The sequence below is a fragment of the Nonomuraea fuscirosea genome, assembly GCF_003001935.1.
Classification (GTDB): Bacteria; Actinomycetota; Actinomycetes; order Streptosporangiales; family Streptosporangiaceae; genus Nonomuraea; species Nonomuraea fuscirosea.
The window spans coordinates 95,642-120,368 of sequence record NZ_PVNG01000021.1; the positions used below are offsets into that span (position 1 = coordinate 95,642).

General features: G+C 70.1%; 24 protein-coding genes and 2 pseudogenes. 15 read left to right on the forward strand and 11 right to left on the reverse strand.

Going from position 1 to position 24,727, the window contains the following annotated elements; translation table 11 throughout:
• The first annotated feature begins 36 nt into the window (after nucleotides 1-36).
• From B0I32_RS39870 to B0I32_RS39880, 3 genes are read left to right on the forward strand one after another with little or no spacing between them, the layout of a single operon-like run.
• Nucleotides 37-828: a polysaccharide deacetylase family protein gene (locus B0I32_RS39870; RefSeq protein WP_219912250.1), complete on the forward strand. Its 792-nt coding sequence runs from the start codon at nucleotides 37-39 to the stop codon at nucleotides 826-828.
• Nucleotides 809-1,651, forward strand: coding sequence for a polysaccharide deacetylase family protein (locus B0I32_RS39875; RefSeq protein WP_106248560.1), 843 nt, complete (start codon nucleotides 809-811; stop codon nucleotides 1,649-1,651). The genes B0I32_RS39870 and B0I32_RS39875 overlap by 20 nt, the downstream gene beginning before the upstream one ends.
• Nucleotides 1,648-3,090, forward strand: a complete 1,443-nt coding sequence (locus B0I32_RS39880) for an MmgE/PrpD family protein (protein ID WP_219912251.1) — start codon at nucleotides 1,648-1,650, stop codon at nucleotides 3,088-3,090. The genes B0I32_RS39875 and B0I32_RS39880 overlap by 4 nt, the downstream gene beginning before the upstream one ends.
• Before the next feature lie 415 nt (nucleotides 3,091-3,505).
• Here B0I32_RS39880 and B0I32_RS61490 read toward each other — a convergent pair.
• A pseudogene (locus tag B0I32_RS61490) lies at nucleotides 3,506-4,698 on the reverse strand (DUF4158 domain-containing protein); the annotation flags it as partial.
• 319 nt (nucleotides 4,699-5,017) lie between these two features.
• Here B0I32_RS61490 and B0I32_RS39895 point away from each other — a divergent pair.
• The gene (locus B0I32_RS39895; RefSeq protein ID WP_106248566.1) at nucleotides 5,018-6,283 is read left to right on the forward strand and encodes a S1 family peptidase; all 1,266 of its coding nucleotides are present in this window, start codon (nucleotides 5,018-5,020) and stop codon (nucleotides 6,281-6,283) included.
• 157 nt (nucleotides 6,284-6,440) lie between these two features.
• Nucleotides 6,441-6,968 (forward strand): LysE family translocator, encoded by a 528-nt coding sequence (locus tag B0I32_RS39900; protein WP_219912252.1) that lies wholly within the window; start codon nucleotides 6,441-6,443, stop codon nucleotides 6,966-6,968.
• A 51-nt stretch (nucleotides 6,969-7,019) separates the two neighbouring features.
• On the opposite strand, the gene B0I32_RS39905 is transcribed toward B0I32_RS39900, so the two are convergent.
• Together B0I32_RS39905 and B0I32_RS39910 are read right to left on the reverse strand one after the other, a co-directional pair.
• Entirely contained in the window at nucleotides 7,020-7,298 is a 279-nt protein-coding gene (locus B0I32_RS39905; protein ID WP_219912253.1) for a DUF899 family protein, read from the reverse strand.
• A gap of 227 nt (nucleotides 7,299-7,525) precedes the next feature.
• Entirely contained in the window at nucleotides 7,526-8,623 is a 1,098-nt protein-coding gene (locus B0I32_RS39910) for a GlxA family transcriptional regulator (protein WP_106248568.1), read from the reverse strand.
• Between the two features lie 70 nt (nucleotides 8,624-8,693).
• Between B0I32_RS39910 and B0I32_RS39915 the strand changes: the two genes are divergently transcribed.
• Together B0I32_RS39915 and B0I32_RS56845 are read left to right on the forward strand one after the other, a co-directional pair.
• Nucleotides 8,694-9,677 carry an NADP-dependent oxidoreductase gene (locus B0I32_RS39915; RefSeq protein ID WP_106248570.1) on the forward strand — a complete coding sequence of 328 codons (984 nt, stop codon included), beginning with the start codon at nucleotides 8,694-8,696 and terminating at the stop codon, nucleotides 9,675-9,677.
• 210 nt (nucleotides 9,678-9,887) lie between these two features.
• Nucleotides 9,888-10,355: a hypothetical protein gene (locus B0I32_RS56845; protein WP_146178484.1), complete on the forward strand. Its 468-nt coding sequence runs from the start codon at nucleotides 9,888-9,890 to the stop codon at nucleotides 10,353-10,355.
• A 307-nt stretch (nucleotides 10,356-10,662) separates the two neighbouring features.
• On the opposite strand, the gene B0I32_RS56850 is transcribed toward B0I32_RS56845, so the two are convergent.
• Nucleotides 10,663-11,691 (reverse strand): tyrosine-type recombinase/integrase, encoded by a 1,029-nt coding sequence (locus B0I32_RS56850; protein ID WP_146178485.1) that lies wholly within the window; start codon nucleotides 11,689-11,691, stop codon nucleotides 10,663-10,665.
• A gap of 327 nt (nucleotides 11,692-12,018) precedes the next feature.
• Between B0I32_RS56850 and B0I32_RS39925 the strand changes: the two genes are divergently transcribed.
• Nucleotides 12,019-13,053: a coiled-coil domain-containing protein gene (locus B0I32_RS39925; protein WP_106248571.1), complete on the forward strand. Its 1,035-nt coding sequence runs from the start codon at nucleotides 12,019-12,021 to the stop codon at nucleotides 13,051-13,053.
• A 749-nt stretch (nucleotides 13,054-13,802) separates the two neighbouring features.
• Here the strand turns inward: B0I32_RS39925 and B0I32_RS59180 are convergent.
• Nucleotides 13,803-13,973, reverse strand: coding sequence for a hypothetical protein (locus B0I32_RS59180; protein ID WP_219912254.1), 171 nt, complete (start codon nucleotides 13,971-13,973; stop codon nucleotides 13,803-13,805).
• A 447-nt stretch (nucleotides 13,974-14,420) separates the two neighbouring features.
• Nucleotides 14,421-14,714: a hypothetical protein gene (locus B0I32_RS39940; RefSeq protein ID WP_146178486.1), complete on the reverse strand. Its 294-nt coding sequence runs from the start codon at nucleotides 14,712-14,714 to the stop codon at nucleotides 14,421-14,423.
• Nucleotides 14,715-14,759: 45 nt separating this feature from the next.
• On the opposite strand from B0I32_RS39940, the gene B0I32_RS39945 reads away from it, so the two are divergent.
• A complete protein-coding gene (locus B0I32_RS39945; protein ID WP_106248576.1) occupies nucleotides 14,760-15,116 on the forward strand; it encodes a hypothetical protein in 357 nt (118 codons plus the stop codon).
• A gap of 486 nt (nucleotides 15,117-15,602) precedes the next feature.
• On the opposite strand, the gene B0I32_RS39955 is transcribed toward B0I32_RS39945, so the two are convergent.
• The 3 genes from B0I32_RS39955 to B0I32_RS58200 are packed head-to-tail and all read right to left on the reverse strand — an operon-like array spanning nucleotide 15,603 to nucleotide 18,774.
• On the reverse strand, nucleotides 15,603-16,355 hold the full coding sequence (locus tag B0I32_RS39955; RefSeq protein WP_106248577.1) for an ABC transporter permease subunit: 753 nt from the start codon (nucleotides 16,353-16,355) through the stop codon (nucleotides 15,603-15,605).
• A complete protein-coding gene (locus B0I32_RS39960; protein ID WP_106248579.1) occupies nucleotides 16,352-17,311 on the reverse strand; it encodes an ATP-binding cassette domain-containing protein in 960 nt (319 codons plus the stop codon). The genes B0I32_RS39955 and B0I32_RS39960 overlap by 4 nt, the downstream gene beginning before the upstream one ends.
• Nucleotides 17,308-18,774 carry an alpha/beta fold hydrolase gene (locus tag B0I32_RS58200; protein WP_181308311.1) on the reverse strand — a complete coding sequence of 489 codons (1,467 nt, stop codon included), beginning with the start codon at nucleotides 18,772-18,774 and terminating at the stop codon, nucleotides 17,308-17,310. The genes B0I32_RS39960 and B0I32_RS58200 overlap by 4 nt, the downstream gene beginning before the upstream one ends.
• A 165-nt stretch (nucleotides 18,775-18,939) precedes the next feature.
• On the opposite strand from B0I32_RS58200, the gene B0I32_RS58205 reads away from it, so the two are divergent.
• The 3 genes from B0I32_RS58205 (at nucleotide 18,940) to B0I32_RS39975 (ending at nucleotide 20,988) form a co-directional block, all read left to right on the forward strand.
• Nucleotides 18,940-20,067, forward strand: coding sequence for a sensor histidine kinase (locus tag B0I32_RS58205; RefSeq protein WP_181308313.1), 1,128 nt, complete (start codon nucleotides 18,940-18,942; stop codon nucleotides 20,065-20,067).
• A complete protein-coding gene (locus B0I32_RS58210) occupies nucleotides 20,064-20,231 on the forward strand; it encodes a hypothetical protein (protein ID WP_181308315.1) in 168 nt (55 codons plus the stop codon). Before B0I32_RS58205 ends, B0I32_RS58210 begins: the two co-directional genes overlap by 4 nt.
• A gap of 118 nt (nucleotides 20,232-20,349) precedes the next feature.
• Nucleotides 20,350-20,988 carry a response regulator gene (locus tag B0I32_RS39975; protein ID WP_106248584.1) on the forward strand — a complete coding sequence of 213 codons (639 nt, stop codon included), beginning with the start codon at nucleotides 20,350-20,352 and terminating at the stop codon, nucleotides 20,986-20,988.
• A gap of 69 nt (nucleotides 20,989-21,057) precedes the next feature.
• Here the strand turns inward: B0I32_RS39975 and B0I32_RS39980 are convergent, their stop codons facing one another.
• A complete protein-coding gene (locus tag B0I32_RS39980; RefSeq protein WP_106248586.1) occupies nucleotides 21,058-22,077 on the reverse strand; it encodes an aldo/keto reductase in 1,020 nt (339 codons plus the stop codon).
• Between the two features lie 120 nt (nucleotides 22,078-22,197).
• Between B0I32_RS39980 and B0I32_RS39985 the strand changes: the two genes are divergently transcribed.
• The 3 genes and pseudogenes from B0I32_RS39985 (at nucleotide 22,198) to B0I32_RS59185 (ending at nucleotide 23,774) form a co-directional block, all read left to right on the forward strand.
• Entirely contained in the window at nucleotides 22,198-22,953 is a 756-nt protein-coding gene (locus B0I32_RS39985; protein WP_106248587.1) for a helix-turn-helix domain-containing protein, read from the forward strand.
• Nucleotides 22,954-23,110: 157 nt separating this feature from the next.
• Nucleotides 23,111-23,272 (forward strand): annotated as a pseudogene (locus B0I32_RS61840) (zinc finger domain-containing protein); the annotation flags it as partial.
• Between the two features lie 100 nt (nucleotides 23,273-23,372).
• Nucleotides 23,373-23,774 (forward strand): recombinase family protein, encoded by a 402-nt coding sequence (locus tag B0I32_RS59185; RefSeq protein WP_219912255.1) that lies wholly within the window; start codon nucleotides 23,373-23,375, stop codon nucleotides 23,772-23,774.
• Nucleotides 23,775-23,952: 178 nt separating this feature from the next.
• Here the strand turns inward: B0I32_RS59185 and B0I32_RS39995 are convergent, their stop codons facing one another.
• Entirely contained in the window at nucleotides 23,953-24,630 is a 678-nt protein-coding gene (locus B0I32_RS39995; protein WP_106248589.1) for a VC0807 family protein, read from the reverse strand.
• Nucleotides 24,631-24,727: the final 97 nt, after the last annotated feature.

Genomic DNA, 24,727 nt, shown 5'->3' on the forward strand with positions numbered 1-24,727 from the left:
CTCGTGAGCCGCTGGCCGCACGGGAAGAGGTCGTGCGTGTCGCTCGCGTTCGACCTCGACGGGCCGACGGGCGGCGCGATGCTGGACGGCAGCATCTGGACCAAGCCGGAGTACTTCACGCTCGGTTCGTACGGGCCGTGGCGGGCGCTGCCCAGGATCCTCGACCTGCTGGACGCCTTCGAGCTGCCCGCCACCTTCTACGCGCCCGCCTGGATCGTGGAGACGTGGCCGGAGCGGTGCCGGGCGATCGTGGAGCGCGGGCACGAGGTGGCCCACCACGGCTACCGGCACGAGCCGTACTTCGGCAGGTCCGAGGCCGAGCAGCGCGACATCCTCACGCGCAGCCAGGCGGTCTTCAAGAACGTGCTCGGCGTCGAGGCGACCGGCTTCCGCACGCCGTCGGGCGACTGGTCGCCGGTGACGGCGCGGATCCTGACCGAGGAGGGGTTCCTCTACTCCAGCTCGATGCGCGGCGACGACCGCCCCTACCTGCACCCCGGCGGGCTGGTGGAGATCCCGGTCCGCTGGGACATGGACGACTACGCCTACCTCGCCTACACCCGCCGCCCCGACTACCCGGCCGGGCTGGACCGCATCGCGGGATACGGCTCGACACTGGACAACTTCAAGCGGGAGTTCGACGGCTACCACGCCGAGGGGTTGTGCCTGAGCACGCTGTGGCATCCCAAGGTGTCCGGCAAGCCGGGCCGGATCCTGCTGCTGGAGCGGCTGTTCGAGCACATGCGCGGGCACGACGACGTCTGGTTCGCCACCGGTCGTGACGTGGCCGCCTGGTGGAAGGAGCACCATGGCACCCTGGCCGGATGAGGCGCGCTGCGCCGTACTGATCACCGTCGACCTCGACGCCGAGCTGGCGATCCTGGCCGCCGACCCGAGCACCCGCGACCGCGTCAAAACTCTGTCCGTCGGCGGGTACGGCGCGACCCGCGGCGTCCAGCGGCTGCTCGGGGCGCTGGACGGGGTGCCGTCGACCTGGTTCGTGCCCGGCAGGAACGCGGGGCTCGTCCGCGAGGCGCACCAGGCCGGCCACGAGATCGCCAACCACGGCCACGCCCACGAGGACTTCGACCCGCTCGACCTCGCCGGGCAGCTCGACGCGGTCAGGCGCGGCCAGGACGCGCTGGCCGCGGCGACCGGCACGCTCCCGCGCGGCTTCCGCACCCCGGCCGGCGAATGGAAGCCGGGGCTCGCGGCCGGGCTGCCCGCGCTGGGCGTCGACTGGTCCTCGTCGTGGCGGGGCGACGACCTGCCCTACTTCCACCCTTCCGGCCTGGTGGAGATCCCGCTCCACCACGAGCTGGAGGACCACCCCGCCTTCATGTTCAACCTCGACCCGCCCTTCCCGGCCGGGCAGTCGCGCATCGCGCCCTACGCCGCCGTGCTGGAGAACTGGATCCAGGAGTTCGACGCCTACCATCGCTTCGGCCTCTGCTACGTGCTGCGCCTGCAGCCCGAGGTGATCGGCACACCGGGGCGCATCGGGCTGCTGCGCTCGCTGCTGGCGGTGATGCGGGAGCGGCCCGGGGTGTGGTTCGCGACCGGCAGCCAGGTGGCCGATCACTGGCGCGCCACCCGTACGGGCAACGAACCCGGCCATCCCGCCGACGTCTTCGCGGAGCTGACCTCGTGACACCCCTTCCCTCCTCCGACTCCCCCGGCCCCCATCGCTTCCCCGACCCCCTTCGTTTCCCCGGCTCCCCCGACCTCCTTGGCTCCTCCGGCTCTCCCGACTCCTCCGGCTCTCCCGACTCCTCCGGCTTTCGCGACTCCTCCGGCTTTCGCGACGCCCTCGGCGAGCTCGCCGGCCTTGTCGCCGCGCCCGTGCCGTTGCCGGCCGAGGTGATCGAGCGGGCCAAGCGGCACCTCCTCGACACCCTGGGCGCCGCCCTGGCCGGGGCCGCCACCCCGGCTCCCGGCCTGGCCGCGCCCGGGAACGCGCCCGTCTGGGGCATCGGGCTCACCGCGGCCCCCCGGGACGCTGCGCTGCTCAACGGTGTCGCGGCACACGCGCTGGAACTGGACGACACCGGCGGCTGTGATCATTCGGGAGCCGTCGTGGTGCCCGCCGCGCTGGCCTGCCTCGATCTCGCCGGCCGCCAGGTCTCCGGCTCCGAGCTGCTGGAGGCGATCGTCCTGGGGTACGAGGTGGCCCGCCGCGTACTGGAGGCGTGTGGCGGCTACGCCGCGCACAACGAGGCCGGCTGGCACTCGACGGGCACCTGCGGCACGTTCGGCGCGGCGGCGGCGAGCGCGCGGCTGCTGGGGCTGGACGGCGCGCGGACCGCCGACGCGCTGGGACTGGCGGCCGGCTTCTCCGGCGGGCTGTGGGCGTTCGTGCACGACGGCGCGCCGAGCAAGCGGCTGCACGCGGGCCGCGCCGCCGAGGGCGGTCTGACCGCCGCGCTGCTGGCGGCCTCCGGCACGAACGGCCCCGGCCGCGTCTTCGACGACGTGTGGGGCGGCTTCCTGCGCACCTACGCGGGCTCCGACGCCGACCCCGGCGCCCTGACCCGCGACCTCGGTACGGAGTGGCGGATCGCCCGCTGCTCGATCAAGCCGTACGCGTCCTGCCGCAGCACCCACTCGTCCATCGACGCGATCGGAGGCCTGGACCTGCTCCCCGACGAGATCGCCCGCATCCACGTGCGCCTGAGCCCGCTCGTGGCCGGCATGTGCGGCGGACGCGACGTCGCCACCCTCCCCCAAGCCCAGCTCAGCCTGCCGTACGCGATCGCCGCCAGAGTCCTGTACGGCGACGCCGACCTGGCCGCCTATTCCCCGGAACGACGCGCCGACCCCCGGGCCGCCGAGCTGATGGACCGCATCGACCTGGAAGTGGATCCGGAGATGGGCGGCATCGACGAGCCGGTCCTGACCGTCACCACGACCTCGGGCGCCCGCCGGCGCGCCAGGGTGCGGCACCCGCTCGGCTCCCCCGCCAACCCTCTCTCCGACGAGCGGCTCCTGGCCAAGTTCCACGGCCTCGCGCCGGGCCGGGAGCCGCTGGCCGAGCACGTCATGACCCTCGACACCCTCCCTGACGCGCGAGACCTGCTCCCTCTTCTGTGACCGCCTTCTGTGACCGCCTTCTGTGACCGCCGCAAGCTGCGGCAGGGCGTCAGGCCTGACGTCTCAGGGGTCTCAGCAGCTATCGAGCAGAATCCAACGAACCCGGCTTCGAGCTGCGTTTCCCCGTCCGCGGGAAATCGCTGACCGGCCGTGACCTGGGGAAGATCACCATGCTGCGGGTGGAGATCCCCGGCGTGACGAACGCCCGTTACCCGCATGCGGGGCCGCGGCTGGCCGGGTCGCTCAGGTTCGGAGAAGCGACCGCGTCCTTGATCGTGGGGAAATGGTCGGCGGCTTCGGGGGTAAGGAACCAGCGGACAACCGTTGGCGCTGAGAAGGATCTTGGTCGCAACGAGTGAGGTCGCTCTTGGTCGTGAAGGTTCTTCAGCGGGTTGCCCGGTCGCGGCGTCGGCGGGGCCGCCTCGGCCGCGCCGTCCTCTTCAGGGATCAGTTCCTCCACCACGTCCAGCGCAGCGCGGACGTGTTCCTTGCTGGTGCCGGCGATCTGGGCCACCGCGGTCCACATCGCTGCCACATCGGGGTCGGCGCCCTGCTGGTCGACCAGGTCGAGGTGGTCGACCAGGACGCGGCCGGCCTTGGCCACCAGCTTGGAGGCCCGCTCCAGCCGGGGCAGCATCCGCAAGCGTTCGTCGGCGGATCTGCGGCGGGCCGGGCTGATCAACCGGGTGGCCATCAGTAGCGCGAACAGATCGAGAGCGTCGTCGATCGCCTCGGCCTCCAGGCTCCGGGTGACCGCCAGCAGCGTCGCGGTCCGGCGCGGCTCGACCAGCCGGTCCAGGGCCGGCGCCTTGGTTCCCGCCCCGTACTTGGCCAGGGTCTTCATCCGCCGCACCGGCACCTTCGACACCGCAACCCGGCCCAGCCCGAAGCCGGCCAGGTTGTCCACCCGCTGCAGCGCCCGCACCATCTCGGTCCCGACGTGCGCTTCGGCGCCTGCCGCAGCTTCTCCAACTCCGAGACGCGCGATCCCTCCGGCACCACCAGCAGACCCGACAACGCGGCGGCAGACCTTGATCGGCACGGCGCACCTGCTTGGCCACCACCGCGTACAGGCGCGCGTCGGCCCGTTCCCGCACGCCGCCCACCAGCCGCTCCAGCACGGTCACCCCGGGCAGCAGCACACGATGCCGCCGCAGCCACGCCACCGGCCCCTCGGCATGCGTCCACGCCCGGCCGTGCAGGAAAGTCCGGAACTGGCGCATCAGCTGCCGGCCGCCCCAGCTGCTGGTGTCATCGAAGGCGTGGAACCATAGGTGTCCCGGATCACCCACGCGTGCTCGTACGTCGTCTTGGGCCGCTCGGCGTACTTCTTGACCTGCGACGCATCACCAATCCTGAGCTGCTCGGCCAGATGGTCCACCACCGGCCACGGCACCGCCAGCGGATCCTCCGGGAACAGCCCCTTGTACCGTACGGTCCCGATCTGGACGGCAACGCCCAGCCGGTGAGAATCGGCCCTCAACTGCGCGATCACATCCGGTCGAAGCTGTCCAGGAAGAAGAACTTCTCCAGGTCTGACAGCGATGGCACCTCGACAAACGAGGCGTAGGCCACCCGGTGCTCGGCAGACAGAAATTCCGCAGGCATAGCCCGCACGGTAGGGCCATATCAGTCGTGATCAACTCATAGTGATTGACGCGTTACAAGTGAGTATCTTTCAGTCCTAAGCGTGTCTTGATCCTTCTCAGCGCCAACGGCTGTCCGCCGGTTCCTCGACCCCGGGCTCCTTCAGCATCACTGCAAAGACAGGCGCCCCCGGCAAAGGGGCTCCGCCCGAAGTCATCTCTCGATGCCGGATAGACCGGGCGTATTCCCGACGTATTCCACGCTGCTGCCGACGCGTGGAACGATCAGCAATCCAGTCCGCCGATGATCACCATGACAGGCGGACGAGGAAGGGACGAAGATGGGGATCAGCAAGCGGGTGCCGGGAGTGCTGGCCGTACTCCTCTTATCCATGGGCGGACTACTGGCGCCGGTCCCGGTGCAGGCGGCGTCCGTCGCCGTGGTCGACGACGACCCCGGGGACCTCGACCCCGAGGCCGGTGAGACCGAGGACGGTCTCGCCGTGGACGCCGAGTCCTACGCCAAGGAGTTCGGGGTCACGACGGAGCAGGCGCGTGCCAGGCTCACGGCGCAGAACGACTTCGGCGCCCTGGTGGAGGAGATCGAAGCGGCCCATCCCGACACGTTCGCCGGATCGACGGTCGAACACGAGGGCGACTTCGGCCTGCGCGTCCGTTTCACCGGTGACACGGTCCCCGAGCAGGCCGCGCAGATCGTGAAGGGCGTGCCGGGGGTCACCCTCCAGGCGGGTGCGCGCTACAGCCTCGCCCAAGCCGAGAAGATCATCGACTCCACGGGGAACACCCTCGACACGCACGGCGCGGTCGACGGCGTCTTCTACGACTCGACCAACGAGCGATTCGTGCTGGACATGGTCGGCGCGGCCACCGGCGACCGCTCGCGGGAGGAGGTGATCACCTCGCTGCGGGCGACGCTGCCCGCCTCCCTGCCCGCGGAGATCCGCTCCGCCGAGATCAGGCTCACGCCGCAGTCCGCCGGCGACGGCCAGCGCGGCGGACTGCGGATGGACACGTGCACCAGCGGATTCTCCGTCAGGAACGGCGCAGGTGAGAAAGGCATCCTCACCGCCGGGCACTGCGGCAACACGCAGCGGTACCGCCTCTACGGTTCCAGCACCTGGGTGACGACCTCCTTCCGGAGGCAGGAACGCAACGCCACCAGCGACGTGCAGTGGCACACCCGTCCCAACATGGTCGCCTACGCGAGGTTCCATGCCGCCAGCACCGAGGCGACGCGGCCGGTCACCGGGCGCGTGGTGCGGAGCGGCCAGAACGGCGACTACGTCTGTCACCGGGGGAAGTCCACCGGCTACAGCTGTGGCCGGGTCAGCACCATCTCCTACCGCCCGACCTGGCGCAACGCCTGCGACGGCCCCACCTGCGCGGCCACCTGGATCCGGGTGTCCGGTGCCAACCTGAAGTGCTACCCGGGTGACAGCGGGGGCCCCTGGTTCAACGCCAACCGGGCCTACGGCATCTACAAGGGCCAGTCGTCCAGCGGAACCGGGACCGCCGGTTGCAACTGGGCCGTCTACATGGCGATCAACTACATCTCCACCATCGACGTCTCTCTGCTGTACGCGTGACACCGCCGGCCCCCGGGTAAGGCGCCTGCCGTGGCAGTTACCACCTCCATATGGCAATTCGCGCTCATTGTCGGGCTTCTCACCCTCACCCCGGGGCTGCACACCACCCTGATCCTCAGGACCGCGGGCCTTCGGACGCCACCACAGCGCGTGGGGCGTGGTCCTGGGGATCCAGACCGGCACCCTGATGTGGGGCGCGCTCACCTCGCTCGGCGTGACGGCCCTGCTCACCGCCTCGCACATCGCGTACGAGGTGCTGCGCTGGGCCGGGGCGGCGTACCTGGTCTGGATGGGCGTCCGGATGCTGGCCGGCACCTTCCGCAGGAAGGCGGCCGACGGAGAGCCGGCCACCCCTATGGACGGGCACCCGGTCACCTCGGGAACGGACACGATGCTCCGCGGCTTCCGGCAGGGCCTGACGACGAACCTGCTCAACCCGAAGGTGGGCGTCTTCTACGTCGCCGTGCTGCCGCAGTTCATCCCGGCACAGACCAGCCATCTGGCGATGGGGATCCTGCTCGCCTCGGTGCACGTCGCGCTGGGGCTGCTCTGGTCGACGGCCCTGGTCGCCTTCGCCCGCGGCCTGCGCGGATGGCTCCGCACGGGCCGGGCCAGGCGGCTGCTGGACCGGGTCGCCGGGACCGTGATCGCCGCCTTCGGAATCCGGCTCGTGCTCGGAGACTAGGGCCCGGGTGCTGTCTACGCGGCCGTCCCCATCTTCGTGGAGAATCCCTCGCTACCAGGTCCCGTCGCTCGCTATCGCCAACCGTGGCTGGTCGGGCCGGGGTCGGTGGCCGAGCCGCGAGCCCATCCGCCGCTTGTAGGCGTTGATCTTCTCCAGTGGCGCGCAGGGGACGCTGATGAGGGTCACGTCGCGGCTGTTGAGATGGGGCATCGCGGCGTCGAAATGGTCGGCGGTCAGTGAGCGGCTGAGGCAGCCGGCATCGGCGCCGGGATGGAACATGAAGGGCTTGACCAGCAGGTGGGACCGTCCGTCGAACAACTCGGCCTTCACGTCACCGGGATTCGAACGGTCCGCGCTTCAGACGCCGTCCTCGTCTGCGACAGCGGCACTGGCGGTGCCGGCCTTGGGCAACTGCCGATGTCCGGGCCTCGACCTCGCCAACCGGGTCGGCAACCCCATCAACGGAAGCGCTACAACCAGTACGAACGGTAGCGGCAAACATCGTCAACCGCCCCGAAGAAGGCGAGTGACCGCAGGTCAGAGGTAGATTCGTTGGATTATCCGCGATTGCCACCGGAACCCCTGCAGGCGTTGTCGGCATCGGCGCGCGGGGAGACACCCCCTTCCGCGGCCGGATCCGAGACGCGGAAGGTACGCCGGTACACCGACGGGACGACTCCCGTCTCCGCCGCCAGGTGCCGCCGCAACGAGGTGGCGGTGGCGAAGCCGACCTCGTGGGCGACCCGATCCACCGGCAGGTCGCTGGACTCCAGCAGATGCCGCGCCCGCCGCAGCCGCTGCTGGGTGAGCCAGCGGCCGGGGCTCATACCGGTCTCCTGCCGGAAGCGCCGGGCGAAGGTGCGGGTGCTCATCGCCGCGTGCGCGGCCATCCGCTCCAGCGGGAGCGGCAGTTCCAGTCGCTGCAGCGCCCAGTCGCGGGTCGGTCCTGTGCCGGTTCCGCTGGCCGGCGGCAGCGGCCGTTCGATGTACTGCGCCTGCCCGCCGTCCCGGTACGGCGGCACGACGCAGCGGCGGGCAACCTGGTTGGCGACCTCGCTGCCGTGGTCCTGGCGCACCAGGTGCAGGCAGATGTCGACACCGCTCGCCGCCCCCGCGGAGGTCAGCACGTCACCGTGGTCGACGAAGAGCACGCCGGCATCGAGCTCGACCCGGGGGAACAGCTCCTGGAAGATGCCGGTGAGCTCCCAGTGGGTGGTGGCCCGGCGTCCGTCCAGGAGACCAGCGGCGGCCAGCAGGAAGGCTCCGGTGCAGATGGACACCAGCCGGGTGCCGGGACGGATCCGGGACAGGGCGGCCAGGGCCCGCGGATCCGGGTCGGCGGCTGATTCCGGCGTGATCCCGTACGGAGGAATGATCACGGTGTCCGCCTCGGCCAGCACCTCGGGACCGTACCCGGGGGTGACGGTCAGGTCCGCGTCGGTGCGTACGGGCTGCCCGTCCACACTCGCGGACAGCACCTCGTAGCGGCCGTCGGCGGATCCCAGGACCCGGTGCGGGATGCCCAGTTCGAACGGGTAGACGCCGTCGAGGGCGAGGACGACGACCTTGTGCGCACCGGGCCGCGGCGGGGCCGGATCCAGCTCGGCCGCGCGATCAGCGAGGTCACGAACGGGTCGGGCGCGGTGGACGGACATGGCAAGAATGTATCGGAGGCTGACCTTCCTGCCATCGCCCCGGGCCTGACCGTACGGCCAGGATCGAGACATGACTCCCACGGACACCCTCGGCTCCCCGGGCCCCGCATCCCCACTCCCTGAGATGCTCGCCCTGCACCAGACGACCCTCGGCGGCCCCGACGTGCTGCGGCTGACCAAGCTCCCGCGCCCCGCGCCCGGCCCCGGGCAGATCCTCGTCGCCGTGCACGCCGCCGGACTCAACCCCACGGACTTCAAGCACCGCGCCCTGAGCATCTTCCTGCCACCCCCGCCGTTGACCCTCGGCTGGGACGTCTCCGGCACTGTGGTCGAGACCGGCCCGGGCGTCACCCTCTTCCAGCCCGGTGACGAGGTGTTCGGCATGCTGCCCTACCCGTCGGGGGCCGGCTCCCACGCCGAGTACGTGACCGGTCCCACCCGCGCCTTCGTCGCCAAGCCCACCGAAATCGACCACATCCAGGCGGCCGCCCTCCCGCTCGCCGCGCTCACCGCCTGGCAAGCCCTCGTCGACACCGCGCGCCTGCGGGCCGGGCAGCGGGTGCTGATCCACGCCGTGGCCGGCGGCGTCGGTCACCTCGCCGTACAGATCGCCAAGGAACGCGGGGCTCACGTCACCGGCACGGCGAGCACCCCCAAGCACGCCTTCCTGCGCGAACTGGGCGCGGACGCCTGCATCGACCACCGCACCGAGGACTTCACCGACACCGAGGAGCGCTACAACGTCGTCCTCGACACCCTCGGCGGGCAGACCGCCACCCGTTCCGTTGGCGTACTCCGCCCCCGCGGCATCCTCATCTCCCTGGTGCCAGGCGCCGACGACACCCCGGCCGCGGCCGAGAAGGCCCAGGTCCGCGCCGCCACCCTGATCGTCGAACACGACCAGGCCGGGATGCGCGCCATCGCCGACCTCGCCGCCCGTGGCCGCCTCCGCCCCCACATCTCCGCCACCTTCCCCCTCGCCGAAGGCGCCCAGGCCCACCGCCTTGGAGAAACGGGCCGCACCACCGGCAAACTGGTCCTCACCGTACGCTGAGCCGACCCGGCTCCCACGCAGACGCTGAACGTGTCCCGCGCCAGGTCGCAAGCGCTGCCGGATGGGTGTTGACGTCGGTCTTTCGGGCGTCAACGAAACACCCTTACCAAGTGACGGCGTCCCGCCGATCCTGGCCTTGGAAGAAAGCGTTCCCGAACCGGGGGCATCGAGAGGTGCGCATTCAGCGAACCGCCAAGGAGAAGGGGAACCATGAGTTCGATCGACAGAGTCCTGTCCCGTACGGCAGCAGCGGGAATCATCACCGCCGGCATGCTCGGAGGCATTGCCGTCGCTCCGGCGCAGGCAACCATTCAGGACTGCACCACCTACAATTTCGTCAGCATCCCTTACAACAAGTCCGGCAGCCAAAAGGACACTGTCGATTTAGGTGGCGGCAGGAGGGTGCAACTGCTGGTCTCGACCGTAAGCGGGGCTAGCGGAGATCACGGGTTCGCCAAGATCTCTGGATCGACCAAGCGAGGTGACCTGGTCTGGATGGACTGGAGCACCACCAGCGGCAATGGCCATATCCAATGCGGGCCTTTCACCGTTCAAGGTGACGGCCTGCCCAACACAAGCGCAGCCAAGAAGGTCAATTACAATGACTCCAGATACGTTTTCCGAGCCTGCGGAAGAATCGTCGGCGGGGAAACAAGGTGCACTTCACCGTGGTGGTGAGAAGTAACCCGCGATGACGCTCGATCGTCCGACCCGACCGGTCGTACAGGCCCAAAGCCGCTGTTGAGGTCGGCGCCACACGGCGGCAAGGCCCTTCTCCGCCACGGCCCCGGCTCGGTCGATCGACGTCAATACATACCTCGACGATCAGCGGGGCCACCAGAGTGGCAATCCCTAACGATCCCGATCAGGCCTAGACACACCAGCCTATATCAGCGATGGAACCGGATCGTGGCCCGCTTCGCTCGTCTTCCGGTCTCACACCGAGGACGTGAGCCACGTCGCGGGTTCCAGCGCGGGACCGCGGTCAGAGCCCGACGTTGCGCATGGCGTTGTCGCGCCAGCGGTCGACGGCGCGGATGTAGCGCAGGACGACGGGTGAGGCGGGGGCCCAGCGGCCGTGCTTGGCGATGACCGCGACGGGGACGCCCGCGGCGTAGGCGACGGTGGCGCCGCCGGCGCGCAGGCTGTGCGCGGTGACGTTCTCCGCCGAGGGAACGCCGGCGCGTACGGCGAGGGCACGGACGATGACGTTGACGGCGTCGGCGCCGAGCGAGGGTCCGATCGTGCCGTGCCGGTCGATGCGGCGCAGCAGCCGACCTGAGGTGTGCCCGGCCTGGTCGAGCACCTGGAGCCAGTCGCGCCAGGCGGCGACGGGGTCGGTCAGCGGATGGGTGCCGCGCGGGATGGCGATGGTCTCGCCGGCGGAGTCCTTGTCGGTCTTGGAGGTGCGGATGGTGACCTCCAGCCCGTCGGCGACCTCGCGTACGTCCTCTCGGGTGAGCGCGACGAGCTCGCTGCGCCGACCCATGAGGGCCAGGCCGAGCACCAGCAGGAGCCGGTCGCGGCGGCCTGCGGGGGTGCCGAGGTTGCAGGCGCTCACCATGGCGCGCAGCGCGTCGATGGTGATGGGCGGTGCCTCGCGCTGGCCGCGCCCGCCGGCTTCGGCGCGGCGGCGCTTGTAGGCGCGCAGCGCCAGGCGGGCCGATTCGGTGGCGGGTTGCCCGGTGTGGCCGGCCAGGCGGTGCATCGTGCGTACGGCGGCGATGGCCTGCTCGATACTGGCCGGGGCTTGGTCGGCCGCGCAGAGGCCGGAGGCGTACTCGGCCAGGGTGTGTGCGGTGGCGGGCAGCGCGATGCGGCCGTTTCGCGCGCACCAGGCGGTGAAGGCGGCCCATTGCCGGGTGTAGGCGCGGCGGGTGTTGGCCGGAACGCCGTCGGCGATCAGGGCCTGGGTGCGGGGGCTGAGGGTGTAGTCGGCGGCGGTGTGCGCGTCCGCGTTCTCGGGAAGCGCGTCACCCGGCCCCCGCTCCCTCGTCGCTGCAGCCGGAAGCATCCACTCACCGTCACCCACGCCTGTCCCCCTGCCTCGCTCCGGGCTCTCGATCTGACCCACGATAAGGAAGGTTATCACGGGTTAGCGTTACTTCAGCTTTCCGTTTGCGAACGTACGAAACAGCTGCGTTCGAACGATGCGAACGCTAACCTGTCTCTCGTGGCAGAAGATCAGCGCACCGCGGCCCCAGAGACCCCTGCAGAGACGACCGGCGAGACAGTTGCCGGCACGACCGGCGACGCAGCCGGTCAAACGACGACCGCCGAAAACACGACCGACCCTCTGGAAGATGCGCCGCGATGCGCCGGGCCGGGTTGCGCCAAGGCGTTGCCCGGTCGCAGCAGCCGCGCCAAGTACTGCAGTGACGCCTGCCGCGCCGCCGCCTACCGGGTGCGCACCACCGCCCACGCGGCCCCCGTCGCCAACGCCCTGCTGCGCGTCCAGGACCTGCTCGGCCCGCTGCTGTCCGCCGGTGAGCAGTGGCAGGCCGCCCAGGACGCGCTGCGTACCCAGTTGACCGAACTCAGCGCCGGTGCGCTTGCCCAGGTCGAGGCCGCCGAGCACGCCGCCGAGGAGGCAAGGGGCGCGGCCGGCGAGGCGCGGGCCGCCGCCGCGGCGGCTGAGCGGCGCGCCGCGGCCGCGATCGACACCGCCGCCAACCGGACCGCCGCCGCCGAACAGGCCAGGTCGCAGGCCGAGACCGCCCGCGACCGTGCCGAGGAACGGGAACAGGACGCCTGGCGCCAGGTCGGCGAGCACCAGAACGCGCGCACCCAGGCCGAGCGACTCGCCACCGAAGCCGCCGACCGGCAGCGTCAGGCCGAGCACGATCGTGACGCCGCCCGCCGGCGAACCGCCGAACTCACCGACCAACACGCCGCGGCGACCGCCCGCATCACCGAACTGGAGCAGCAGGCCGAGAAGGAGCGACGCGAACTCGCCAGCCTTCGCCGCCAGATGCAGGAGCAGGAAGCTCAGACCCGGAAGGCCGAGCAGGAACGCGACCAGGCTCGGGGCACGGCCGGGGCCCACGCCGAGGAGATCGACCGGCTACGCCAGGCACTCACCGCCGAACAGCAGCAGCGCGAACAGGCTGTCACCGCGGCCGCCGTGGCCGACCAGGCCCGCACCCTCGCCGACCAGGCCAGAGCCTCGTCCCTCAGCGAGACAGAACGCCTGCGGGACGAACTCGCCGGCCTCGCGAGCACGCTGAAGAACGCCCAGCGGCAACGCGAAGAGGCCGTCACGGCCGCCGCCGTCGCCCAGGCACTCCTGCACGAACAGCAGTCCCGCCGCCAATCTGATCAGCCCGAGCCCGAGACTCCTGCCGAGGGCCGGACCGAGCAAGAGAAACAAGGCTAGTCGAGCGCTGAACCGCTGGTCAGAGTGTCGGAGCCGAAGCCCTGTGGAGGGATTGTGCAGCGGTCAGCGGGCACAGCGGCGCCGATTGGCGGGGTCGTGCTCGGCGGTGATGCGGGCGAAGATCGCCTCGCCCAGGCGGGTGTGGCGGCCGAGACCGGCCAGATGCTGGTGGCGGGACTTGGAAGCCGTGGGCGGCCTTGAACTGTTCGCCGGCGGAACTGCGGGCGCCTGGGGTCAGAGGACTGGCCGCCGCGCGGGCGCGCATGCGTGGTAACTGAGGCCAGGTGGCGAAGGCGCGCAGGGCCGCAGGTGGGGGTCATCGGCGAGTTCGGCGTAGCGCTGGGCGAGCCAGGTCTCGTGGTGAAGGATCTACGTGCCGACCAAGGGCAGGGCCGCTGGCCATGAGCAGGTCGCGCAGGTGCACGATGGTTCTCCAGTTCGGAAGCAGGTGGAGGGCCAGGGTGCATCCGATGCAGAGACATAAGGCTGACCTTCGTGTCCGCAGCGGGAGCAGGAGAACGACGGGTGATGCCAGCACAATCCCGGTAGATCGCCTCGCCGTTACGCTGCGACCGGGCCGAAGACGGTCAGTCCTGCAGGCGGGGTAGGTACCGTGGGTGTTCTCGGCCTTTGCCGGCAGGTCTGGCAAATCGGCCCATCGGACCAGTTCGCGGCCTTGGCAGCGTGGCGGCCGCAGCGGGCGCAGTCGCGGATGTGATTGCGCTCGTAGCGCTCTGGCGAGAGCGGGCTCATTGGTCGGGGCGGATCCAGGCGCGCTTGGGTCTGATCGGCGCGATCCGGGCCGCCGGGCTGATGTCGCCGGTGGCAGTGCGGCGCGGTGCGGCGTTTTCGGCTTTGGTGGCGATGGGGTCGGCGGGGGTGCCGTCGGAGGTGTCGCAGAGCGCGGCGAGAACCGGCATGGAGAGCCGTCGGGGATGTGGGTGACCAGCCGCCAGATCTGGACCGAGGACAAGGTGATGCCGCGGTCGGCGAGAGGCTGGGGAGGTTGGTTGCGGTGAACATGCCATGGTCTCGTGGAGCCGCCACTGGCAGCTGACCTGGCGTTTCATCGGTGCCTAGCCGTCCTCGATGAGGTGGGTGAGGTAGGAGCGGCGGGAGGAGTGGAAATCCAGGCCTGGGTTGAGGCCAAGCGCGTCACGGTAGGTGGCGAAGCGGGTGTTGATCTAGGAGAACCCGATCCGCGAGCTGCGCTCTGAAGGCCAGAACGCCGGCGAGACGGCCGCCTGGGCGAACCCAGGCCGGACTTCGGTGACCTACTGGTCGAAGATGTCGACGTGCGGTCCATCCCGCCGACACGTCGCGGGGACCAACTGTCAGAACGCTGCGGCGCTTGGGCGGTGAATCCTTCATCGCCTTGCCCCAGCGGGCGAGCAGACGTCGAAGCCTCCGAAGATCGGCGCGTGCGAATTCGGGCTGAAGTCGACCAGGTCCAGCATCCGATCCTCGCGGCGGCGCAGCCCGTAGGCATGGGCGGTCTTGAACAACGTCGCGTCGCGGAATGCCGACAGCCAGCCCTTGCGACCCGTGCCACTGACCCGGTGGTCCTGGTCGTCGGCGTAGTCGAATAACACCCGGAGCTCATCGCGGGTGAACGCCCGCTTGCCGGGTCGGCCTAGTTGTCCTGCGAAGGGATCTTTCATCAGAAGTAATCAACGTGGCATGCGTGCAGGTGAAAGCATGATCCGGTGACCAAGAGCCTGGCCGATACGAGTGAACGTGAGTACTTCGCGAACGTCAGACGCCGGTTACCGATGTTTGTGATCGGTGGCCGACTTGACCGGCTGGAAGCGTTCCTCGACGGCTACGACCAGCACGCCCTGCGCCATGGCGGCCCAGGCCTGCGCGACTGGACGGACTGGCTCATCGCCAAGCGCGGCCAGACCTGCAATCACGGCTGGTCAGGACATGTTCGCCACATCGCCCTTCCTGACGGTTGGGATCACTGGGACCTACCCCAAGAACAAGAACGACTCGTCATCGACGTACTCTTGAACCTGCTCGACGAATATCTTGCCGAACGTGAGGCGGGCTTGGCTCGCTGACCGGCCTTGTGGCTCTGCCCGCGCCCGCGTGTCGAATGATACGAGATCGCATCAGATGCAATAGCGATCAATTGGAACCCAGGGACAACCGTTGGCGCTTAAATGATCTTGAGCGGAGCGTGGCAGCCGGCTTCCGTGTGTGATCTCCCTGCCTGGGAGTCTCTGGCCCGTGGATGACGCGATGGATGCCGAAGCGTCCGACGCTGCACTCGGCGGCCAGGTCGGCCAGAAATACCCACCCCTCTGCGTATCGGCGGCGGCTGGGAGCACCTGGCGGGTTCGGGCGGTTCGGGTTGCTTGCCCCTGAGCGTGCTGTTCTTCTCGGCTGGCGCCATGCCCTCGCGGGTGCGCAGGTTCCCGAGGCCGGCCTCGGACTCGGCCACCATGGCGAGGGGCCGCAGGAACAGCCGCCCGAAAGCGAAGCGGCGGGCGGCCATGTACGTGATAGCCGTCCTTCCACCTACATGGCCACCCATAAGGGTCCGGTCATGCGTCGCGGTGGTTGATCGCCAGGGTTGCCAGCAGCAGGGACACCACGACGTAACCCACCAGGATGACGGCGGCCGTCGAGGGACCGAAGGCTCCTGCGTCGGGTACGGCGGCCAGTTGCCTGGCCAGTGACGGAATCGTCAGGGAGCTGATCCAGTCGTTCCACGGAGCCGGGAGGAAGCGCTCGAGCACGGTCGGGGACAGCGGGAGGACGACCAGCGCGATGAGCGCTCCTGGTGTCGAACGCAGGACCGTGGCCAGACCCAGCCCCAGCACCGCGGCGACAGCGGAGCCGGCGCCGGTGGTCAGCACCTCGGCCAGGGCCGCATGTTCGGCGAACGAGGCGCCGATCGGACGTTCGGCCACCACGGCCTGTGCGGTGAAGTAGGTGGCGAAGGCCAGCACCTGGCCCGCGACAGCGGCCACCGCGGCCACCACGGCGGCCTTGGCCAGAAGGAGCGTCCACCGGCTCCGGATCGTGGTCAGCGTGAGTCTGATCATGCCGGTGGCGTACTCGCCGGAGATGGCGAACACGCCCAGCATGCCGAACAGCACAGGCGGAATGTCGGCGCTGAGGCTGAGACCCGTGCCGACGGGATCGCCTCCGGGGCCGTTGGCGTCGAAGTAGCGCGAGATCGAGTAGGCGGCGAAGCCGGTGAGCGCAAGGGCCGAGAGCGTGGAGGCCAGGACGTAGTAGGTGGCTCGGAGCGAGCGTAGCTTGAGCCATTCCGATGCGACGACGTTGCTCATCGGGTGATCTCCATGAAGGCTTCCTCCAGTGATGTCCGACGCGACACCAACTCGTGAACGCCACAGCCGTTCGCCAGGGCGATGTCGCCGACGGCGGCTGCGGTCAGGCCGGTCACCAGCAATCCCGCTCCAGCGCCGACGTCCCGTATGGGACGCACATCGACTCCAGCTTCTGCGGGCCTACCGGGCACCGGCTCCTCACCGGCGTCGGCGCCCTCAGCCGGGCGTATGGTCGCGCCGGCCGCTTCGAGCGCCCTGGACAGGCGGGCCGCGTGGGGTGATCGGACCAGTACGCCGCTCTGGAAGCGGGCCAGCAGGTCCGCCGTCGTGGTGTCCTCGATCAGTCGGCCCCGGCCGATGATGATGAGCCGGTCGGCGGTGAGGGACATCTCCGTCATCAGATGGCTCGACAGCAGGACGGTGCGCCCCTCGGCGGCCAGGGATCTGAGCAGTGTCCTGAGCCAGCGGATGCCGTCGGGGTCGAGGCCGTTGACCGGCTCGTCGAGGATGAGCACGCCCGGGTCACCGAGTAGTGCCGCCGCGATGCCGAGGCGCTGGCGCATCCCCTGGGAGAATCCGGCGATCCGCTTGCGGGCCGCGCCGGCCAGGCCGACCTCCTCCAGCACCGCCACGACCCTGCGGCGCCCGATCCCGCCCGCGTACGCCAGCGCCTGGAGGTGAGCGAACGCGCTGCGCCCGCCCTGCACCTCGGCCGCGTCGAGCATGGCGCCGACCTCGCGCATGGGGTCGCGCAGCTCCTGTTTGCGGACGCCGTTGATCAACGCCTTCCCCGCCGTGGGAGTGTGGAGGCCGAGGATCAAGCGCATGGTGGTGGATTTGCCGGCGCCGTTGTGCCCGAGGAAGCCGGTGACCTGCCCGGGCTTGACGCGGAAGGTGAGCCCGGACACCGCGCGGGTGGAGCCGTACAGCTTTGTCAGGTCTGTGACCTCGATCATTTCCCCACCTTCTGGATGATCTCGGCCGGGCAGCGCGTGCCCGGGGCAGGCAACTCCCCTATGGTCAGGTAGGCGCGGACGTGCCGCCGCAGGCAGCTGTTTCGCGCCCACGACGCGTGGCCGTCGCCGTGCCACAGGACACGCGCGGACGGGATCTGCCCGGCCACGTGCGCCTGCCCGCGATGGTTGGTGTTGTTGTCGAGCTCCCCGATCGCGAAGAGGATCGGCGGGACGTCCCGCACCCGCAAGGGATGCGGCGGCCAGGACGCGCCCCCGCTGCGCCCCCAGCACCGCCCGAGCTCGAAGCGTCCCTCGAGCCAGCCGAACCTCGGCGCGATCTCACGGAGCCTCGCCTCGATGCCCTGGAACTCCGCGAACGTCGGCAGCTTCGGCATGAAGTCGTTGCACAGGGAGTCTTGGCTCACGGATGCGCCGCCCTCATCCGGGAGCAGTTCTTCCAGGAAGTCGCCGGCGTCGCCATCGAGGGCCTTGCGGATGGCGGTGGCGAACTGGGGCCAGAATGCCGGATTCATGCCTTTGATCGCGCCGGCGTACAGCTGCCCCTCGTGCACCGTCCGTCCGGCCGACGCCGGCAGTGGCGCGCGGCGCACCCTGGCGACGAGCTCGTCCCACGCCTGGCCGGCGTCCGTACCGCGAAGGGCGCAGTCGGTGCGGCGGGCGCACCAGTCGCGAAAGCGGGTGAGATGGCGCTCCTGCGTGAGCGCGTAGTTGCGGATCCAGGGCTCGAACTCCTGCTGGGTGTGATCGGCGGTGCCGTCGAAGTACATCCGGCCGACCCGCCGCGGAAACAGCTCCAGGTATGCCTGGGCGTAGACGGTGCCGTAGGAGTTGCCCGCGTAGATGAGCTTGTCCTGGCCGAGTGCGGCGCGCAGGGCGTCGATGTCGTGCGCCACGTTCCACGCCGTCATCCCGCGCCAGGCCGATCTGGCCATGATGCGGCAGCTCGCCTGATGAGCAGCGTTCTTGGCGGCGTGGGCGTCCCAGTCCTGCTTCGTCCTGGCCAGGAGCAGTCCGTAGACGGAGGCGTCGGGTTCCGCGCAGCTCACCTTGGTGCCGCTCGCGGGCTCCGCGAGGCCGCGCGGATCGATGGCGATGACGTCGAAGCTCCGCTGCAACTCATCGAGCAGGTTGGGCAGCTCCGGCTGAGCGTCGGGCTGGCTCTTCCGCCTGAGCATCGACGTGCTGGTGCCGGGCCCGCCGAGGTTGACGATCAGCGGCCCGATGCTCTTGCCCGTCGCGGGCAGTCTGGCCACGTGCACCGAGGTTCTGGGCCCGCCGGGATCGGCCCAGTCCACGGGAACGACCAGCTCGGCGCAGCGCAGGCCGTCACCACAGTCCTTCCACACGAGGCCGTGGACCTGCGCGGAGGCCAGCGCGATACCGCCGAGCGGCACGGCGAGACAGGCCGCCAGGCACAGGGCGATGAGTCTGCGTCGGTTCATGGCGGCAACGATGCTGTACGGCGGCGGGCCGCGCATCGGAGCGGGATCCGATCTTCGGGGTCGGACCAGGGTCATACGGGACGGGCGTACGTGAGCGGAGTACGACCCTGGTCCGATGGCCCGTGCTCCGATTCGCCCCCGGCCGTTCCTCGATAACGTCGAGCTGTGAATCTGCTCGCCCGGCGGCCTCCGTCCTGGCTGCTCATCCTGACCGACACCGTGGTCGCGGTGCTGCTCGCGCTGGCGTCCACGGCGAGCGCGCCGGAGCTGAGCACGAATGCCGGGACCACCGTGCTCTGCTGGCTGCTCGCGGTGCCCGTGGCGGTGCGGCGGGTCTGGCCGGAGCCCGCCTACTACGGTGCGCTCCTGATCGGTCTTGCCGTGCTGGCGCTGCAGGCCAACCGGCTGCTGCCGACGGCCGTGGCGGCCCTGGCCCTCTACCCGGTGGCGACCGCCCGGCCGGTGCGGCGATCGGCGATCGCCCTGGTGTCGGGCCTGCTCGTCAACGGAAGCTCGCTGCTGGTCTCGATCTCGGGCGCACCACGATATGCGAACGGCTGGCCCGATCCCGTCTTCATCGTCGGCACGGCCTGGCTGGTCATGGGAACGAGCTGGAGTCTCGGCACGGCGGCGCGCACCCGCCGCGAGTTCGCCGCCGGCGAGGCCAGGAGGCGGGCCGAGCAGGCAGCGGCCGACGAGCGCTTGCGGATCGCGCGCGAGCTGCACGACGTCGTCGCCCATTCGATGAGCGTGATCACCGTCAAGGCGGGAGTGGCGGCCAAGGTCCTGGACAAACATCCGGAGGAAGGGCGCAAGGCGTTGCGGGCCATCGAGGAGATCGGGCGCGGCTCACTCGCGGAGATGCGCCACCTTCTCGGCGTGCTGCGCCAACCCGGCAGCACGCCCGGCAGCGCGCCGCTCCCCCGGCTCGCCGACCTGCCGTCCCTGGCCCGCCAGGCGGCGGAGGCCGGCGTACGGGTCGATCTGTCGGTGGACGAAACCGTGCCCGACAGCATGGCGCCGGCCGTTTACCGCATTCTCCAAGAGGCGATCACCAACGTCGTCAAGCACGCCGCTCCCGCTCACTGCCGGGCCAGCGTGGCGGTCGCCGATGGGAGGTTGCGCATCTCCGTGGTCGACGACGGGCCTGGGCAGCGGGTGCTGCCGGGGCGGCCAGGTGGGCACGGGCTGGCGGGGATGCGCGAACGGACCCTCCTGTACGGCGGCACCTTCGAGGCCGGCCCGCTCCCGGGGACGGGGTTCGGCGTGCACGCGTCCTGGGAGATCCCTTGACCTGCCTGGGCTTCGACGAAGGGACGAGGCGCAGCACCGGGGCGCGGGCGTGCACGAACGGCGGGCCGTTCGACACCGTGACGCAGTGGCGCAGGGAGGTACGTACGGCCGGCGTTCCGGGCAGCATCGACGTGGCGGGAGGGCTGGGCGCGGATCGGCCATGATGGACGGGATGACGAGGATCTTGAGCGTGAGCTGGAGAAAGCGGAGCCGGCGGCTTCGGAGAGGACGTCTGCGGACCGGGCCGGGTTCGACCGGGGTGGCTGCGGCAGGGGGAGGCTCGTGATCCGGGTGCTCATCGCCGACGATCAGGCGCTCCTGCGCGGCAGTTTCCGCTTGCTGATCGACTCGGAAGACGATCTCACCGTGGTCGGGGAGGCGGGCGACGGGCGGGAGGCGGTGGCGCTCGCACGTACGGAGTCACCCGACGTGGTGCTCATGGACGTCAGAATGCCCGAGATGGATGGCATCACCGCGACCGGGCAGATCGCCGGGGACACCCGGGTGCTCATCCTGACCACCTTCGATCTCGACGAGTATGTCTATGCGGCGCTGCGGGCGGGTGCCAGCGGGTTCCTGCTCAAGGACGCGCCTCCGGACGACCTGCTGAAGGGGATCCGGGTGGTGGCGTCGGGTGAGACGCTGCTCGCGCCGGCCGTCACCACCAGGCTGATCGCGGAGTTCGTCCGGCGGCCGGTCCAGCAGCCCTTTCACGGGCTCGACACGTTGACGGACCGGGAGCGCGAGGTGCTCACCCTCGTCGCCCACGGACTGTCCAACGCCGAGCTCAGCGCGCGGCTCCAGGTGAGTCCGGGGACCGTGAAGACGCATATCGGCCGTCTGCTGGCCAAGCTCAACGCCCGCGACCGCGCCCAGCTCGTCATCGCCGCCTACGAGGCCCGCCTGGTCACGCCGCGTTAGCCGCCCGCGCGCCGTGACCGCGGGCCGCCTCACCGCATGACCAGGCCGGCCGCCGCCTGGCCTGCGGGCTCAGGCCGCCGAGCGGAGTCCGGCGGGACGACGGCGGAGAGCGGGGTCGAGCAAGGCCGGGGGCTTGTACTCCTGGTCGAGCGCGGTGACGTCGGTGCCCGGCGGGACGATCTTGTCGATCCGGTCGAGGAGGTCGTCGGACAGCTCGACGTCGGCCCCCGCCAGAAGGTCGTCGAGGTGGCCCATGGTGCGCGGGCCGAGGAGCGCGGCGGTGACGCCCGGGTGGGCGATGGTGAAGGCCATGGCGAGGTGCGTCATGGGCAGGCCGGCCTCCTCGGCGAGCGGGACGAGCTGTTCGACGACGTCGATCCGGCGCTCGTCGGACAAATGGCGGGAGAACTGGACGCGTTTGAGGTCGTTCTCGCCGCCTTTGCGCACCCGGCCGGTGAGCAGGCCCTGGCCGAACGGGCCCCACACCATGACGCCCATGCCGTACTCCTGCGCGAGCGGCAGGACCTCCCGTTCGATGCCGCGGTTCAGGATCGAGTACGGCGGCTGCTCGGTGCGGAAGCGCTGCAGCCCGGCGCGTCCGGCTGCCCACTGGGCCTGGACGATCATCGAGGCGGGCGTGGTCGAGGAGCCGATGGCGCGCACCTTGCCGGCCCGGACGAGGTCGGTCAGGACGGAAAGGGTCTCCTCCAGGTCGGTGTCCGGGTCGGGCCGCTGGAGCTGATAGATGTCGATGTGGTCGGTCCCGAGCCGGCGCAGGGAGTTCTCGACGGCGGTGGTGATCCAGCGGCGGGAGGCGCCCTGCTGGTTGACGCCCTCGCCCATGGGCAGGCCGACCTTGGTGGCCAGGACCACCTCGTCGCGGCGGCCCTTGAGAGCTTTTCCGACGATGTCCTCGGAGTCGGCGTAGCGGTCGGCGGTGTCGATGAGGTTGATCCCGGCGTCGATCGCCTTGTGGATGATCCGGACCGATTCGTCCGGGTCGTTGCCCATCTGGCTGGCGAACATCAACGTGCCGAGTCCGTAGGGGCTGACCTTGATCCCGGTCCGCCCGAGGTTGCGATATTTCATGAACGTGCTCCTTCCGGTACGTCCACCTTCCGCGGGCCCGCGGGCATCAACCAGTACCCGCCGTAACCAGTGGAACCGCAGTACCACGACGGGACACGGCCGATTGCCCATACTGGGGTGATGACCGGATCCACGGATCTCGGCAAGGCGTTGCACGCCTGGCGGGATCGCACGAAACCGGCCGAAGCCGGCCTGCCGGACGACGGACGCCGGCGCGCCCCGGGCCTGCGCCGTGAGGAGCTCGCCCTGCTCACCGGCTTGTCCGTCGACTACATCGTGCGGCTCGAACAGAGCAGGTCGACGAATCCGTCCCCCCAGGTGCTGTCCGCGCTGGCCCGGGCGTTGCGGCTGACGACGGCGGAGCGCGAGCACCTCTTCGTGCTCGCCGGTCAGGCGGTGCCGGGCCCCGGGCAGATCTCCGACCATGTGCCGGCGGGCGTCCAGCGCCTGCTCGATCGGCTGACGGGCACACCGCTGAGCGTGTACGACGCCGCCTGGAACCTCATCACGTGGAACCGGTTGTGGGCCGCGCTGTTCGGCGACCCGCCCGCGTCACACGGCTTCGGGAGGAATGCGGTGTGGTGGTCCTTCGTGGCACCGACCGTCGGCTACCCCCAGGCGGTGAGCAGGGAGACGGGCCACCGCGCCGCCTTCGTGTCCGACCTGCGGGCGGCGTCGGCCCGCTATCCGAAGGACACCGGACTGGCCGCACTGATCGATGAGCTCCGTACCCGCAGCGGTGATTTCGCGGCGCTGTGGGACTCCGGCGTGGTGGGTGTGCACGAGTCCCTGACCAAGACGGTCCGGCACGCGAGCGTCAGTGAGCTCACCCTCGACGGCCCTCCACTCGGGTACGCGCGACTGGCCCCAAGGTAGCTCTCTGTAGTCGTGCTCACGGATCGTGTTTCAGGAGTCGTTCTAGGGTGTTTCATAGGCGAACACCTATGAAACGCCGCCACAGCCGGGACTCGTCCAGGGCGAACGCTGTTTCATAGGTCGATGCAAACAGGTAGCCGAGTGAAACACTTCCGTGGTGCGCGACGACGACTACCTCCGTGTGGAGGCCCACGACTGCCCGATGACCTCCTGCGCCGCCCCGGCTGGCTCGCCGTGCCGAACCGGCCGGGGCAAGGTGGCCGTCCAGTACCACACCGCCCGCTTCCGGCTCGTGCCCGCGCTCGCCAAGGCGCTCGCCGTGGCGACCCCGCCCGTCCGGAAGCCGGGCATGGCATGGATCGAGCTGCCCCGCCCGGCTGCGGCCGGCGCCGAGCCGGCGGGCCATGTGCGGATCGGCTATGCCCGCGCTTCCACCGTCCGCCAGTCCCTGGACACCCAGCTCGACGCGCTCAAAGGCCGCCGGCGTCACCTGTGTCTTCTCCGAGAAGATCTCCACCCGCGCCACCACCCGTCCCGAGCTCGACAAGGCCGTCGGCCTGGCCCGCGAGCTACGCTCGGCGGGGGTGGCGGTAACGCTGGTGGTGCACGAGCACAAGCGGCTCGGCCGCGGCCTCGATCTGGCCGCCCTGGCCGAGCAACTGCGCGCCGCCGGCCTGCGCGAGCAGAACCTCAGCCTGCGCGACATCGCCGCACGCCTGGTCATCACCACGGGCAAGCGGAGAGGGCGGCACCCTTCTGCGGCGACCGTCCTGCGCATGTTCCGCGACCACGACGCCGGCATCGGCGCGGCCGGCCGGTGAGTTCGCCCGTCGTCCCGGCCCCAGCAGCGGAAGATGGGACACATGCCGGAGCGAAGCGAGCCGATCCACCCGGCGTATGAGCCGGTGTATGAGGTCGTGAAGGTCGTCCGCCTGCCCGTGCCCAACGAAATCCGCGACCCGGTGTGGTGCATCCACACCGTCACGCGAGGACGCTGGGCTACCTCCAAGGACCAGGCGATCGCCGACCTACTTTACGAGCTCCCTCTTGAGCCCCGCGAATGGGCGCTGGACGGCCTGACGATCTGGGGTGAAGGTCGAGATGGCGGAGCACCCGCAGGAAGAGCGTCACCGAGCAGGTGAAGGCGAGCACACTGATGGTTGCGACGGCGATGGGGCGGACGAGCAGGTAGGTGCCGAGCGTCGCGGACAGCAGCAGCCAGATGCTCACAGTGGCGTTCGCCAGCAGGACCAGCGCCCACAACACGGTGAGGTGGACGAAGCAGCGGCGGATGCGCTCGTGCGCCATGACGGCCTGGGGCAGCCGGACGTATTCGCCGATCAGCTTGCCGACCAGCGGACGGCGCAGCCATATCGAGGCCAGGAACATCATGCTGAAGCAGATGGTGCCCAGCTCGGGTTGCAGGAAGTAGACGATGGCGCTGCCGCTCCAGGCCGCCAGCGCGACGCGGACGGTGATCGCGACCGTGGCCAGGATCATGCTCGCGGACATGGGCCGGCCGAGGAGTCGCCGCCAGGCCAGGCTGCCGTAGGCCCAGGTGAGCACAGCGGCCAAGGCGCCGTTGAGGCCGAAGGCGGCCAGCGCGGTGTAGAACAGGGTGAGCGGGATGATGACCGCCTCCAGCAGGCGGGGTATAGCCTGCCTGGCCAGTGACATCAGGCTGGTGATTTCGTTCGTGAGAAGTGACCGCGAATGTTCGTGAGTTCTGACCGCGCTCTCGGCAGGGAACCATGATCGATGTTCGTGAGAAGTG